This window comes from Desertibaculum subflavum (genome assembly GCA_003576705.1).
In the GTDB taxonomy this organism is placed as follows: Bacteria; Pseudomonadota; Alphaproteobacteria; order Ferrovibrionales; family Ferrovibrionaceae; genus Desertibaculum; species Desertibaculum subflavum.
Window position 1 is genome coordinate 25289 of record QOZS01000024.1, and the last position, 14425, is coordinate 39713.

At 70.2% G+C, this 14425-nt stretch carries 12 protein-coding genes and 1 other RNA gene; 8 read left to right on the forward strand and 5 right to left on the reverse strand.

What is annotated here, in order from left to right:
* Positions 1 to 13: 13 nt before the first annotated feature.
* Together DT074_RS14165 and DT074_RS14170 are read right to left on the reverse strand one after the other, a co-directional pair.
* A complete protein-coding gene (locus tag DT074_RS14165; protein WP_438503680.1) occupies positions 14 to 718 on the reverse strand; it encodes a CoA pyrophosphatase in 705 nt (234 codons plus the stop codon).
* Positions 670 to 1239: a DUF1285 domain-containing protein gene (locus DT074_RS14170; RefSeq protein WP_119420513.1), complete on the reverse strand. Its 570-nt coding sequence runs from the start codon at positions 1237 to 1239 to the stop codon at positions 670 to 672. Before DT074_RS14170 ends, DT074_RS14165 begins: the two co-directional genes overlap by 49 nt.
* A gap of 188 nt (positions 1240 to 1427) precedes the next feature.
* Here DT074_RS14170 and DT074_RS14175 point away from each other — a divergent pair, with 188 nt between their 5' ends.
* The 4 genes from DT074_RS14175 (at position 1428) to DT074_RS14190 (ending at position 8210) form a co-directional block, all read left to right on the forward strand.
* Entirely contained in the window at positions 1428 to 2426 is a 999-nt protein-coding gene (locus tag DT074_RS14175; RefSeq protein ID WP_162914901.1) for an AAA family ATPase, read from the forward strand.
* A 5-nt stretch (positions 2427 to 2431) separates the two neighbouring features.
* Positions 2432 to 3319, forward strand: coding sequence for a DUF58 domain-containing protein (locus DT074_RS14180; RefSeq protein WP_119420515.1), 888 nt, complete (start codon positions 2432 to 2434; stop codon positions 3317 to 3319).
* Between the two features lie 64 nt (positions 3320 to 3383).
* Entirely contained in the window at positions 3384 to 6131 is a 2748-nt protein-coding gene (locus tag DT074_RS14185) for a DUF4159 domain-containing protein (protein ID WP_119420516.1), read from the forward strand.
* Between the two features lie 3 nt (positions 6132 to 6134).
* Positions 6135 to 8210 (forward strand): hypothetical protein, encoded by a 2076-nt coding sequence (locus tag DT074_RS14190; RefSeq protein ID WP_119420517.1) that lies wholly within the window; start codon positions 6135 to 6137, stop codon positions 8208 to 8210.
* A 12-nt stretch (positions 8211 to 8222) separates the two neighbouring features.
* Here DT074_RS14190 and DT074_RS14195 read toward each other — a convergent pair whose 3' ends face one another.
* Both DT074_RS14195 and DT074_RS14200 read right to left on the reverse strand, forming a co-directional pair.
* Positions 8223 to 9677 carry an MFS transporter gene (locus DT074_RS14195; RefSeq protein WP_119420518.1) on the reverse strand — a complete coding sequence of 485 codons (1455 nt, stop codon included), beginning with the start codon at positions 9675 to 9677 and terminating at the stop codon, positions 8223 to 8225.
* 71 nt (positions 9678 to 9748) lie between these two features.
* On the reverse strand, positions 9749 to 10225 hold the full coding sequence (locus tag DT074_RS14200; protein ID WP_119420519.1) for a GFA family protein: 477 nt from the start codon (positions 10223 to 10225) through the stop codon (positions 9749 to 9751).
* A gap of 72 nt (positions 10226 to 10297) precedes the next feature.
* Between DT074_RS14200 and DT074_RS14205 the strand changes: the two genes are divergently transcribed.
* Positions 10298 to 11071: an enoyl-CoA hydratase/isomerase family protein gene (locus tag DT074_RS14205; RefSeq protein WP_119420520.1), complete on the forward strand. Its 774-nt coding sequence runs from the start codon at positions 10298 to 10300 to the stop codon at positions 11069 to 11071.
* An 87-nt stretch (positions 11072 to 11158) separates the two neighbouring features.
* Here DT074_RS14205 and DT074_RS14210 read toward each other — a convergent pair whose 3' ends face one another.
* Entirely contained in the window at positions 11159 to 11875 is a 717-nt protein-coding gene (locus tag DT074_RS14210) for a PEP-CTERM sorting domain-containing protein (protein ID WP_368744670.1), read from the reverse strand.
* 349 nt (positions 11876 to 12224) lie between these two features.
* On the opposite strand from DT074_RS14210, the gene ffs reads away from it, so the two are divergent.
* The 3 genes from ffs to DT074_RS14225 all read left to right on the forward strand — a co-directional run bounded on the left by ffs (position 12225) and on the right by DT074_RS14225 (position 14422).
* Positions 12225 to 12320, forward strand: an RNA gene (ffs, locus tag DT074_RS14215) — signal recognition particle sRNA small type.
* Between the two features lie 38 nt (positions 12321 to 12358).
* Entirely contained in the window at positions 12359 to 14095 is a 1737-nt protein-coding gene (locus DT074_RS14220) for a DNA polymerase III subunit gamma/tau (protein WP_119420521.1), read from the forward strand.
* 3 nt (positions 14096 to 14098) lie between these two features.
* Positions 14099 to 14422: a YbaB/EbfC family nucleoid-associated protein gene (locus DT074_RS14225; protein WP_119420522.1), complete on the forward strand. Its 324-nt coding sequence runs from the start codon at positions 14099 to 14101 to the stop codon at positions 14420 to 14422.
* The last annotated feature ends 3 nt before the right edge of the window (positions 14423 to 14425 follow it).

The following is a 14425-nucleotide window of genomic DNA, read 5'->3' on the forward strand; positions in this document are numbered from 1 at the left end:
GTGGCTCCCCTGCTCAGCCGCCATTCAGGCGGCGGTACAGGTTCAATAGCATGCCGGCGGTGGCGCCCCAGATGAAATGCCCGCCATAGGGAATGGCGAGGAAATGGCGCACGCCGTTGTTCCAGCTGCGCGAGCCGCGCTTGTGGTTCTTCGCCTCCATCAGGAAGGCGAGCGGCGCCTCGAAGATCTCCGCCACTTCGTGCCGGTCCGGCGTCAGCTCGAAACCCGGCGTCACGAAGCCGACCACCGGCGTCACCGCATAGCCGGTGACGGTGACGTAAAGGTCGAGCTGGCCGACGACATCGACGAAGCTGCGGGCGAGGCCGATCTCCTCTTCCGTCTCGCGCAGCGCGCAGGCAACCGCATCGGGATCGCCCGGCTCCTCGCGGCCGCCGGGAAAGCTGATCTGGCCGGCATGGCTGGAGAGATGCGCCGTGCGCCGGGTGAACAGCACCGAGAGGCCCTCCGGCCGCTCGATCACCGGCACCAGCACGGCGGCGCGCTTGGTCGGCCTGGCCGGCGCCTGGCCGGGATTCAGGGCATGATCCCCGTTGACGCGCATCTGCGGTTCCGGCGGCATCTCGGCCCAGCCGGCGGCGGGGGCGAGACGGGTGGCGATGATCTCCTTCGCCAGCACGGATTTCGCGATCGGTTCCGATTGCATGGCGCTCACGCCGCCTCCAGCTGGCCGATCGGGAAGAAACGGCCGCTGCTCCAGACGCCGAACTTCGTCTCGCCGTCGACCGCCTCCTCGACACCCAACTCGACCAGCTCGTAGAAGACCGAGCGGGCGATCAGCGCCTCCAGCCGGTCGCGCACCAGGATATAGGGCGAGGGCTCGCCGTCCGCGGCGGTCTCGACGCGAATCGGATGCGCGGCATCGGCGGTGACCACGTCGTCGACATGGGTGCGGAAGGTCAGCACCTGGTCGCGGCCTGCGCCGGTCACCGCCAGCTCGACGGCGAGGAAGGGCGCATCGTCGACCTTGATGCCGAGCTTCTCGACCGGCGTGACCAGATAATACCTGTCGTCGGCATCGCGGCGGATCACGCTCGAGAACAGCTGCACCATCGGCTTCCGGCCGATCGGCGTGCCCATGTAGTACCAGGTGCCGTCGCGGGCGATGCGCATGTCGATATCGCCGCAGAAATCCGGATTCCACTTGCGGACCGGCGGCGGCCCCTTGGTCTTCTTCAGGTCGGCGAACAGCCGGGTCGGATCGATCGTCGTCGTGGTCATGGGCGGATTCTAGTCCTACCCGGCCTCATCGCGGGAGAGGCTTGGGCATCAATCCTCTGATTTCCCTCGCCGTGCACAGACGAAGGCCGGTGGCCCGTTCTCTGCATGGCTGCCTTACGCGAACGTGAATTCGCAAGCGCAGCATGCAGGCTTTCGTTAACCACTCGGGAACATATAGTGTGGGTGCCATGCGCAACCTGAGCGAAGCGAGCGACACACTGCTCGCGGAGGTCGAAGCGGCCGGACGCAAGCTCGCCGCCGCCAAGGCCGAGATCGGCAAGGTCATTTTCGGCCAGCACGAAGTGGTCGAAGAGACCCTCATCACTCTCCTCGCTGGCGGCCACGGGCTGCTGATCGGTGTTCCGGGCCTCGCCAAGTCGAAGCTGGTCGAGACGCTCGGCACCGTGCTCGGCCTCGACGACCGCCGGGTGCAGTTCACCCCCGACCTGATGCCGGCTGACATCACCGGCTCGGAAGTGCTGGAGGAGGCCGAGCATGGCCGCCGCGCCTTCCGCTTCATCGCCGGGCCGGTGTTCTGCCAGCTCTTGATGGCGGACGAGATCAACCGCGCCAGCCCGCGCACCCAATCGGCGCTGCTGCAGGCCATGCAGGAGAAGCAGGTTTCGGTGGCCGGCCAGCGCCACCAGCTGCCCGCCCCGTTCCACGTGCTGGCGACGCAGAACCCGCTCGAGCAGGAAGGCACCTATCCGCTGCCCGAGGCCCAGCTCGACCGCTTCCTGCTGCAGATCGACGTCACCTATCCCGATCTCGAGGCCGAGCGACGCATGCTGCTGGCGACGACGGGTGTGGGCGAGGAGCAAGTGAAAGGCGTGCTGACCGCCGCCGAGCTGCAGGCCATCCAGCGCCTGGTGCGCCGGGTGCCGATCGGCGAGAGCGTGGTGGAAGCGATCCTGGCCCTGGTCCGCTCCGGCCGCCCCGAGAATGGCGGCGGACCCGAAATCGAGAAGCATGTCGCCTGGGGGCCGGGGCCGCGCGCCAGCCAGGCGCTGATGCTGGCGGTGCGCGCCCGCGCGCTGCTGCAGGGCCGCCTTGCCCCGTCGGTCGACGATGTGGTGGCGCTGGCCCCGCCGGTGCTGAAGCACCGCATGGCGCTCAATTTCGCGGCACGCGCCGATGGCGTCACGCTCGACGCCATCATCCAGCGCCTGCTCGAGCCGATCCGATAAGCACGATGCGCGCCGACGCGCTGACCGCGCGACGGCAGCGGGCCGAAGAGCTCGCGCAACGCTTCCCGCCGCTGCTGGTGGCGGCCGATCGCGTCGCCGCGACAGTGGCACAGGGCGTGCACGGCCGGCGCCGTGTCGGCATCGGTGACGCCTTCTGGCAGTTCCGCGCCTATGAGCAGGGCGATCCGCTGCAGATCGTCGATTGGCGGCAATCGGCCAAGCGCGAGCGCCTCTATGTCCGCCAGAACGAGTGGGAGGCGGCGGAGAGCGTCTGGCTCTGGCGCGACGGCTCGCCGTCGATGGATTACCGCTCGCGCCGAGTCGCGACGACCAAGCGTGAGCGCGCCGAGGTGCTGCTGCTTGCCGTCGCCTCGCTGCTGGTGCGCGGCGGCGAGCGCATCGCGCTGCTGGCCGGCGGGGCGCCGCCACAGACCGGCCGCGCGACTTTGGAGCGGATCGCGGCCGAGCTCGATGGCCGGGTTGGTGCCGGGACCGAGAGCCTGCCGTCATGGCGCGAGCTGCCGCGCTATGCCGGCCTCGTCCTGGTCGGCGACTTCCTGTCGCCGCTGGCGGAACTGGAAGCGACGTTCCGGCGTTTCGCCGCCGGCGCCGTGCGCGGACATCTCTGCCAGGTGCTGGACCCGGCGGAGGAGGAATTGCCGTTCGACGGCCGCACCCGGTTCGAAGGGCTGGAAGGCGAGGGCGAGTATCTGGCGAGCCGCGCCGAGCGGCTGCGCGGCGCCTATCACGCCAGGCTGGCGGCGCATCAGGAAGGATTGCGCGAGATCTGCCGGCGGCTCGGCTGGAGCTATGCGACGCACCGCACCGACCGCCCGGCCGAGACGGCATTGCTGGGGCTCTACACGGCGATTGCGGGGGCATACGGACGATAGATTGATCTCAGCCGGTTCGTTTTCGAGATAGGCCGACGGTTTCTGGATAGGATTGGGTTCATCCATGTGGTCGCTTGGTGCCATCGGTTTCGTAAATCCCTGGTTCCTGGTCGCGCTGGCCGGGCTGCCGGTGATCTGGTGGCTGATCCGGGTGACCCCGCCGGCGCCGCGCCGGGTGGCCTTTCCGGCGATCCGCCTGCTGTTCGGCCTGCGCGTCGAGGAGACGACGCCGGCCCGAACCCCGCTCTGGCTGCTGCTCTTGCGCCTGTTCCTGGCCGCGCTGGCCATCCTGGCGTTGTCGGGCCCCGTGCTGGATCCCGGCGCGCGGCTCGCTGGCAATGGCCCCGTCGTGCTGGTGGTCGACGACGGCTGGTCGGCGGCACGCGGCTGGGCGGCGCGCAAGACCGCGGCCGGCGCCATCCTCGACCAGGCCGAGCGAGCCGATCGGCCGGTACTGCTGCAGACCAGCGCGCCGACTGCCGGCAGCGAGGGCGTCGCCGTGGGCAAGCTCGGGCCGGTGAGCGAGGCACGCGCCCGGCTCGCCGCGTTGGAACCGAAGCCCTGGGATGCCGATCGGCTGCGCACCGCCCGCGCGCTGGTGGAGACGCGCCTCGACGACCGCGCCGAGGTGATCTGGCTCGCCGACGACCTCGACGAGGGCGGCGCGGTGGCGCTGGCCGAGCGGCTGCAGGGGCTGGGCGATGTGCGCATCCTGATCGAGGCGCCGGAGCGCGCGCCGCATGCGCTGTTGCTGCCCGAGCTCGAAGGCACCGCCTTCGGCCTGAAGGCGCTGCGGGCGACTCGCGCGGGCCCCGAAGCCATCTGGGTGCGCGCCATTGCCGATGGCGGCCGCGTGCTGGCACGCCAGCCGCTCGCCTTCGAGGAAGGGTCGACCGAGGCGACCGCCCCGCTGGAGCTGCCGACCGAGCTGCGCAACGCGCTGCAGCGGATCGAGATCGAAGGCGAGGCGACCGCCGGCGCCGCCGTTCTGCTCGACAGCCGCTGGCGCCGGCGGCCGGTCGGGCTCGTCTCCGGCGCCGCGGCCGAGGCCGACCAGCCGCTGCTCTCAGAGCTCTACTATCTCGACCGCGCGCTGCAGCCCTTCGCCGAAGTGACGCGCGGCACGATTGACGCCCTGTTGCAGCGGCCGCTCGCCATGGTCGTGCTGGCCGATGTCGGCAAGATCCTCGCCCGCGACCGTACGGCGCTGGAGCGCTGGATCGGCCAGGGCGGCGTGCTGGTGCGCTTCGCCGGCCCGCGCATGGCCGACGGCGCCGACGAGCTGGTGCCGACCCGGCTCCGCATCGGCGGCCGTGCGCTGGGCGGCGCGCTGACCTGGGAGCAGCCGGCCCGCATCGCACCGTTCGGCGACCACACGCCCTTCGCCAGCCTCAACGTGCCCGGCGACGTCATCATCAACCGGCAGGTGCTGGCCGAGCCGGCGCTCGATCTCGCCGACCGCACCTGGGCGCGCCTCACCGACGGCACGCCACTGGTCACCGCCGAGAAGCGCGGCGAAGGCTGGCTGGTGCTGTTCCACACCACCGCCAATCCGGAATGGTCGAACCTACCGATCTCCGGCCTGTTCGTGGAGATGCTGCGCCGGCTGGTCGATCTCGGCCGCGGCACCGCGGTCGACGAAGGCGCCTTGCCGCTGAAGCCGGTCAGCGTGATGGATGCCTATGGCCGCATGTCGCAGCCGGGTGCCACCGCGCTGCCGATCGCCGCGCGCGACATCGTCACCGCGCGCCCCTCGCCGGTGCATCCGCCCGGGCTCTACGGGCCGCCGGAGGCGCTGCGGGCGCTCAACCTCACCAACGGCGTGACGGCACTGAAGCCGCTGCCGCCGATGCCGAACGGCGTCAACGTCGCCACGCTCTCCACCGAGGCGGAGATCGATTTGATGCCCTGGCTGCTGGCCGCGGCCATCGCGCTCGGTATTGCCGACACGGTGATCGGCCTGGCGCTGCGCGGCCTGCTCGGCCGTCGCCGCGCCGTCACCGCGGCGGCATCATTGGCGCTGGCGATCGTCTCGATCGCCGGGTCCGACCGCGCGCAAGCTCAGAGCGCGTCCGATCAGGCAGCGCTGCGCGGCACGCTCGAACTGCGCCTCGCCCATATCCTGACCGGCAATGCGCAGGTGGATCAGACCGCGAAGGCGGGCCTCGCCGGCCTGACCCTGATCCTGGCGCGCCGCACCTCGGTGGAGGGTGGCGAGCCGGTGTCGCTCGATGTCGAGCGCGACGACATCCTGTTCTATCCGCTGCTGTACTGGCCGATGGCCGATCAGCAGCCGAACCTTTCCGACGCCGCGGTGGCCAAGGTGGCGCAGTTCATGAAGACCGGCGGCACCATCCTGTTCGACACCCGCGACCAGGACATGGCCGGCGGTGCCGGCGGGTTCGGCGCGCAGGGCGTCGTCGGCCCCGGTGCGCAGCGGCTGCGCCAGCTGCTCGGGCGGCTCGACATCCCGCCGCTGGCCCCGGTGCCGGCCGATCACATCCTGACCAAGGCGTTCTATCTGACGCAGGAATTTCCCGGTCGCTTCGCCGGCGGCAAGGTCTGGGTCGAGCGGCATGGCCGCGGCAGCAATGACGGCGTCTCGCCGGTGGTGATCGGCGGCAACGACTGGGCGGCCGCCTGGGCGATCGACGGCGAGGGCCGCGCCCTGCATGCCGTGGTGCCGGGCGGCCAGCGCCAGCGCGAGATGGCCTATCGCTTCGGCGTCAACCTGGTGATGTACGCGCTGACCGGCAACTACAAGGCCGATCAGGTGCATGTGCCGGCGCTGCTCGAACGGCTGGGGCAATAGCGCATGACCGCCTATTCCGGCCTCACCTTCTCGCCGCTGCTGTCCTGGTGGCTGATTGGCGCGCTGGGCGCCGCGCTGGCGGTGGTGATCGGCCTCGGCCTCTGGCGCGGCGCCCGCGGCACCTGGCTCCGCCTCGCCACGCTCGGCCTCGGCCTGCTCGCGCTCGCCAATCCGATCCTGATCGAGGAGCAGCGCGAGCCGCTTTCGGACGTCGCCGTGATCGTCGCCGACGAATCGCCGAGCCAGGGCCTGGGCGAGCGCAAGGCCCGCACCGATGCGGCGATCAAGGCGCTGCAGGACAAGCTCGCCCAGTTCCCCAACATGGAAGTGCGCGTGGTCGGCGCCGGCGGCGCCAACCGCAGCGACGCGACCGAGGACGGCACGCGCCTGTTCGGCGCGCTGGAGCGGGCGATCGGCGACGTGCCGCGCGAGCGCATCGCCGGCGCCATCCTGCTGAGCGACGGCCAGGTGCATGACGTGCCGACGCCGGAAGCGGCGGAGCGGCTGGGCTTTCCGGTGCACGGCCTGCTGACCGGCGATCGCGACGAGAGCGACCGCCGCCTGGTGGTGGAGAAGGCGCCGGGCTATGGCATCGTCGGCGAGGAGCTCGTCATCGAGCTCCGGGTCGAGGACGGCAAGAAGGCTGGTCAGCCGGTCACGCTGACCGTCCGCGTCGACCAGGGCGCGCCCGAGGTGATGACGGCGCAGACCGGCACGACGGTGAAGATCCCGTTCAAGCTCGAGCGCGCCGGCCGCACCGTGGTCGAGATCGAAGCCTCCGCCGGCGAGAACGAGCTGACCTTGCGCAACAACCGTGCCGCGGTCGCGGTGAACGGCGTGCGCGACCGGCTGCGGGTTCTGCTGATCACCGGCGAGCCGCATGCCGGCGAGCGGATCTGGCGCAATTTTCTCAAGGCCGATCCGGCGGTCGACCTCGTCCATTTCACCATCCTGCGCCCGCCGGAAAAGCAGGACGGCACGCCGATCCGCGAGCTGTCGCTGATCGCCTTCCCGATCCGCGAGCTGTTCGAGATCAAGCTGACCGACTTCAATCTGGTGATCTTCGACCAGTACCGCCGCCGCGGCGTGCTGCCCACGGCGTATTACGAGAACATCGCCAACTACGTGCGCAAGGGCGGCGCGGTGTTCGAGGCGGCGGGGCCGGCCTTCTCCGGCCCGCTCAGCATCTACCGCACGCCGCTCGCCGAAGTGCTGCCCGGCCGGCCGACCGGCGGCATGGCGACGGCCGGCTTCCGGCCGATGCTGACCGATCTCGGCAAGCGCCATCCGGTCACCGCCGACCTGCCCGGCGCCGATGCCGAAGGCGGGCGGCCGACCTGGGGCCGCTGGTTCCGCCAGATCGAAGTCGAGCCGGCCGGCGGCACCACCTTGATGAGCGGCGCCAGCGACCAGCCGCTCCTGATCCTCGACCGCGTCGGCCAGGGCCGCGTGGCGCAGTTCCTGTCCGACCATCTGTGGCTCTGGGCCCGCGGCTACGAGGGCGGCGGCCCGCACCAGGAAGTGCTGCGCCGCGTCGCGCACTGGCTGATGAAGGAGCCGGAGCTGGAGGAGGACGTGCTGGTCGCCGATGTGGAGGGCGACCGGGTGCAGATCACCCGCCGCTCACTGGAGCCGCGCGACAATCCGGTCCAGGTCACCGCGCCGGACGGCACGACGACGCAGGTGGAACTGACTCAGGCCTCCGGCGGTCGGCGCACCGGCACCTATCGCGCCAAGGAGCCGGGCCTGCACAAGATGACCGATGGCGCTAAGGAAGCGACGGCGATCGTCGGCGCGATCAATCCGGTGGAGTTCTCCGATGTGCGCACGACGGAAGCGGTGCTGGAGCCGGCCGTCAGCGCGACGCGCGGCGCCGTGCGCTGGCTCGCCGACGGTCTGCCTGATATCCGCCGCCTGCCGGCCGAGCGCGACCCGCAGGGCCGCGGCTGGCTCGGCCTGATCGGCCGCGGCCAGTATCTGGTCACCGGCGCCTCGCAATATCCGCTGATGCCGGCCCTGCTGGTGCTGGCCCTGCTGCTCGCCGGCCTGCTCGCCGTGTGGCGGCGCGAGGCGAAGTAGGGCGCTGTCGCGTCACTGCGGCGGATGGCTTGCGTCCGCTGCCGATAGCGGCCGGGCCACAGCCTCCAACGGGCGCCGTTCCGCCGCGACGCCGAAGCGCGCCTGCACCACGGCCGCGACCAGCATCAGCCCGGCACCGAACAGATAGCCCGCGAACACGTTGCCGCGCGACCCTGTCTCGATCAGCGCGCCGAACAGCCAGGGCGCGGCCACGCCGCCGAGCCCGGTGCCCAGCGCATAGAAGAGCGCGATGGCGAGCGCCCGCACTTCCAGCGGAAAGGTCTCGCTGACGGTCAGATAGGCGGAGCTCGCCGCCGCCGAGGCGAAGAAGAAGATCGTCGACCAGGCAATCGTCTGCGTCGTCGCGCTGAGCAGATCGGCGGCGAAAAGCTGCCCCGTGGCCGCGAGCAGCAGGCCGGAGATCGCATAGGTCGACGCGATCATCGGCCGCCGGCCGAGCGTGTCGAATAACGGGCCCAGGATGATTGGCCCCGCCACATTGCCGGCGGCAAAGGGCAGGATGTACCAGCCGACGCTCTCGGCCGGCACGGCGTAGAAGTCGGTCAGCACCAGCGCATAGGTGAAGAAGATCGCGTTGTAGAAGAAGGCCTGCGCCGTCATCAGCACGAGGCCGACCAGCGCGCGGCGGCGATGGGCGCGGAAGATGGTCTCCGCAACCTCGATCAGTCCGGTAGCGCGGCGCGGGCGCAGGTGGATGACGGCATGCGATTCCGCCGGAAGATGACGGCCGCGCGCCGCATAGCCGCTCTCGATCGCGGCCACGATCGCCGTCGCCTCGTCGGCGCGGCCATGCGTGGCGAGCCAGCGCGGGCTTTCCGGAATCCAGAGCCGCATCAGGATGATCGGCCCGGCCAGCACGCCGCCGATCAGGAAGCAGGCGCGCCAGCCGAGCTCATGGCCGAGCCAGGCCGGGTCCAGCAGCACGACGGAGCCCGCGGCGCCCAGCGCCGCGCCGACCCAGAAGGTGCCGTTGACGGCAAGGTCGGTGCGGCCGCGATAGCGCGCCGGGATCAGCTCCTGGATGGTCGAGTTGATGGCGGCATATTCGCCGCCGATGCCGGCACCGGTCAGGAAGCGGAACAGCGCGAAGCTCCAGATGTCGAAGGCGAAGGCGGTGGCGATGGTGGCGAGCGCATAGACGCCGAGCGTGACAAAGAAGAGCAGCCGGCGGCCCATGCGGTCGGCGAGCCAGCCGAACAGCAGCGCGCCCAGCACCGCGCCGAGCAGATAGGCGGTGGCGGAGAGGCCGACCTCCGCATTGCTGAACTGCAGGCGCGGGCTTTCCTTCAGCGCGCCGGCCACCGCACCGGCGAGCGTCACCTCCAGCCCGTCCAGCACCCAGGTGATGCCGAGCGCCAGCACGATCAGCGTGTGGAACCGGCCCCAGGGCAGCCGATCGAGTCTCGCCGGAATGTCGGTCGCGATGACCGGGGCGGCGCGCTGCATCGCGTCCCTCTTGTTCGTTGTCCCCTCCCGCCCGGCATCCTGCGCCGGAGTGCCGCGCCGGCACAACCCGTTCAGGCCTTGGACAGCAGCTTGTGCGCCTTGTGCCAGTCCTTCAGCGATTGCGAGGGGTATTCCGGCTCGCGCTCTTCGCCGCGCTTGGCATCGACCCGCACCCAGCTGGCCTTGGAGCCCAGCATCATGTGCACCTGCGCGGGCGGCGCCGGCAGGTCGGTGTCGATGGCGCTGGCAAAGGGATGCACCAGGTCCGGCCAGCGCGGGTCCCAGACCCACAGCGCCGAGCCGCAGCGGCCGCAGAAACGCCGTTCGCCGGGACTTTCCTCGCCGTCGATCCGGGCATGGAACTTGCGGATGTGGCGCTCGCCGGTGATTTCCAGCGTGTCGGCCCTGGCGCCGAGGTTGATCGCATAACCGCCGCCGCCCGCCGTCTTGCGGCAGATCGAGCAGTAGCAGCGCAGATACGGCACCGGCGCATAGGCGTCGCAGGCAAAGCGGACCGCCCCGCAATAGCACGACCCTTCGATCCGCATGGGACCTCCCTCACGACGACAGCGGCGCGAGATGATAGATCAATCGGCAACGCCGATCCGGGAGGAAACCAGATGACCGCGTTCCAGTTGCTCGACTACGCCGTGACCGAGCGCGTCGCCGAGATCACCCTCAAGCGCGCGCCGGTGAACGCGATCAATCACGCCCTGATCGACGAGATCCTGGCCGCCTATGCCCGCGCCAAGGAGGATGACGGCGTGCGCGCCGTGATCCTGACCAGCGCCTTCGAGCGCGCCTTCTCCGCCGGCATGGACCTCGCGATGATCCGCGGCGGATCCGGCCTCGATCTGCGGCGCTACCTGGAAAAGCTCTATATGGGCATGCACGATGCCCAGTACCGCCTGGGCAAGCCGACCATCGCGGCGCTGACCGGGCCGGCGCGGGCTGCCGGCGTGACGCTCGCCGTCTCCTGCGACGTCATCGTGGCGAGCGAGCGGGCGTCGATCGGCTATCCCGAGATCGAGGTCGGCGTCATCCCGGCGATGCACTTCGTGCATCTGCCGCGCCAGATCGGCCGCCACAAGGCGTTCGAACTGTTGTTCACCGGCAAGAGCATCGGGGCCGCCGAGGCGGAGCGCCGTGGCCTGGTCAACCACGTCGTGCCGCAGGCGGAGGTGCTGCCGAAGGCGCGCGCGCTTGCCCGCGATTTCGCCGAGAAGTCACCCGTGGTGATGAAGCTGGCCCGCGACGCCTATATGCGGGTCAACGATTTCGAGTACCGGCGCGCCATCGAGAGCACGGTGGAGACGATCTGCAACATCATCGCCACCGCCGACGCGCAGGAGGGCCTCGACGCCTTCAACGAAAAGCGCAAGCCGAGATGGTGAGCTCGGCTGAAACGAAATGCGGCCCCTTGCGGGGCCGCATTCCTTAGTCCTGACGAGACCGACCAGAGGGGCCGGTCGCTCCGCCGATTAGCGGCGGCGACGACGGGCCAGCAGGCCGAGGCCGAGCAGGCCGCCGCCGAGCAGCGCCATCGAGGCCGGCTCGGGGACACTCACCGTGATGGTGACCAGGAAGTCGTCATGGTTGTCGTCCGGGCCGGCGCCGGCGTCGTCCAGGAACACATAGACGGTGTCGCAATCCGTCCCGGTGCCCACGCCGGTCGGGTCGCAGCTCAGGAAGAAGTTCGGGGAATCGGCGGTGCCCGCCGAGTCGTCCGGGTTCGTACCGTTGCTCACCGATCCCGACGGCCCATCGACGTTGGTCTGGTCGGTCAGGAACGAGAAGGTCAGAAGGCCGACACCGCTGCCGACGACCGAGTCGCTGTCCAGCGGCGACGCAAGGCTGCCGGCGATGACCGAGTCCGGACCGGTGCCGCCGTTGTGGGTGAACGTGATCAGGCCGCCGCCGAGACTGAACGTGTTGGTGTAGCCGGCTTCGGCACCGTAGAAGTTGACGGTCACCGTGCCCTGCACGGGCAGGTTGATCAGCAGGTCCGACCCGAAATAGCCGTTCAGCTGCGACGCGCCGCCGAACAGCGGATTCAGGAAATCATTCTCGCCGGTGCCGCCCGGGATCTGCCCGAACGTGCCGCCGTCGATGCTCAGAAACGCCGCGTTCGCCGGCGCGGCGACGGCAAGGCCGACACCGAATGCCGCTGCTGCGACCATGCCCGTGAACTTGTTCATCTGGTCCTCCACGGTAAGGGCAGCGAACACAACGCGGCCCGTTACAACAATCCCGATCCACCTGTAAGCAGCAATCGTGCCAGAAGTAACTATTCCCGTTAATACAGAGGGTTAGCTCTCCACCAAAGTCCGCACTCATCGTGATTGTAAACCCGTTTGACAGAATGCGGCGGATCTCCACCCCTTGTTAACCGACCGGGCGGCCGGCCCCGACCACACGTTTATGGGGAATGAACGAATAGGGTCTGCCGGATAATTGTGCCCGCCGCGGCGGTGCGGCCGGCGTCTGCCGGCTCTGCCTGCGTCATCGCCGTTGCGCCGTCCCTGCCCGACCGTTAAGACCGTCGCGGGAGGTTGGCGGCGGACGAGCCCCTCGCCAACCCGGTCAGGTCCGGAAGGAAGCAGCCGTAACGAGCTCCGGTTCGGGTCGTTGACAGCCTCCCACCCCGTTTCTCTTGCCATTGACGGCGTGCCGCCCCGCCGATGAACGAGCCCGCCGCCTATCGCGTCCTTGCCCGGAAGCACCGTCCGGCCGATTTCTCGAGCCTGATCGGCCAGGACGCCTTGGTGCGCACGCTGACCAACGCCTTCGAGAGCGGGCGGCTCGCCCATGCCTTCATCCTCACCGGGGTGCGCGGGGTGGGGAAGACGACCACGGCCCGCATCATCGCCCGCGCGCTCAACTGCGTCGGGCCGGACGGCACGGGCGGGCCGACGATCAATCCCTGCGGCATCTGCGAGCCGTGCCGCGCCATTGCCGAGGACCGCCATGTCGACGTGATCGAGATGGATGCGGCATCCCGCACCGGCATCGGCGATATCCGCGAGATCATCGAGGCGGTGCGCTATGCGCCGGCCTCGGCGCGCTACAAGGTCTACATCATCGACGAAGTGCACATGCTCTCCACGGCCGCCTTCAACGGCCTCTTGAAGACGCTGGAAGAGCCGCCGCCGCATGTGAAGTTCGTCTTCGCCACCACCGAGATCCGCAAGGTGCCGGTGACCGTGCTGTCGCGCTGCCAGCGCTTCGACCTGCGCCGGGTGGAGGCGGAGCGGCTGGTCGCGCATCTCGGCAACATCGCCAAGGCGGAAGGCGTCACCGTCGCGCCGGAAGCGCTCGCGCTGATCGCCCGCGCCGCGGAAGGCAGCGTGCGCGACGCGCTCTCGCTGCTGGACCAGGCGATCGCGCATGGCAACGGCGCGGTCGAGGCCGAGGCGGTGCGCGACATGCTGGGCCTCGCCGATCGCGGCCAGGTGCTCGACCTGTTCGAGGCGATCATGCGGGGCGATGTGCCGGAGGCGCTTCGCCTCTATGGCCAGCAGCACGAGGCCGGCACCGACCCGGAAGCCGTGGTGCGCGACCTGCTGGAGCTGACGCATTGGCTGACCCGGCTCCGCATCGTGCCGGCGCTGGCCGACGACCCGAGCGTCCCCGAGGCGGAGCGCGGCCGCGGCCGTGCGATGGCGCAGAAACTCGGCATGGCGGTGCTGCAGCGCGCCTGGCAGATGCTGCTGAAGGGGCTGGGCGAGGTGCAGCGGGCGCCGCGTCCCGCCGCGGCGGCGGAGATGCTGATCCTGCGCCTCGCCCATGTGGCCGAGCTGCCGCCGCCCGGTGACCTGGTGGCGGCGCTGACCCAGGGTGCCGCCGCGGCTCCCGCCGCGGCCCCGGCTGCCATGCCGGCCGGACGCCCGGCGCCCGCCCTCCCCTCGCGCCCAATGGCGAAGGCGGTTGGCGAGAGCGCACCCAGCGCCCCGCGCGCGGCCCCCGCCGCATCACCGGCCCCGGCGGAGGCGAAGCTGCCGAGCAGCCTGAGGGAGATCGTGGAACTGGTGGCCGCCCGCGGCGATTCACGTCTCAGGGCCGAGATCGTTCTCTATGTGCGACCGGTCCGGATCGATGCCGGCCATGTCGAGTTCTCCACCGCGCCAGGAGCGCCGCCCGACCTTGCCAACCGTCTGCAGCTGAAGCTCAGGGAATGGACGGCGCGGCCCTGGGCGGTGGTGGTTTCGACACAGCCGGGCGAGCCGTCGATCGACGAGAGCGAGAAGGCAGCCAAGGCGGCCGCGCGGGCCGAGGTCGAGCGCCACCCGTTGGTACAGGCGGTGTTCGCGGCCTTTCCCGGCGCCGCGATCCAGACGGTGACGCCGCCCGCGCCGGCGGCGGATCCGGTCGAGACGGAGGAGGAAGCGCCGGCGGAACCGACGGAAGCGGAGGATTAGGCCGTGAAGAACCTCACCGAGATGCTGAAGCAGGCGCAACAGCTGCAGGGCCGCATGGCGGAAATGCAGGCCAAGCTCGAAGCGCACGAGCTGACCGGCAGCGCCGGCGGCGGCATGGTCACCGTCACCCTGAGCGGCAAGGGCGAGATGCGGCGCGTCTCGATCGACCCGGCGCTGTTCAAGCCGGAGGAGCAGACCGTGGTGGAGGATCTGATCGTCGCCGCCCATCACGATGCCAAGACGAAGGCCGAGGCCTATATGGCGGAGCAGATGGCCCAGGTGACCGGCGGCCTGCCGCTGCCGCCCGGCTTCAAGCTGCCGTTCTGAGCG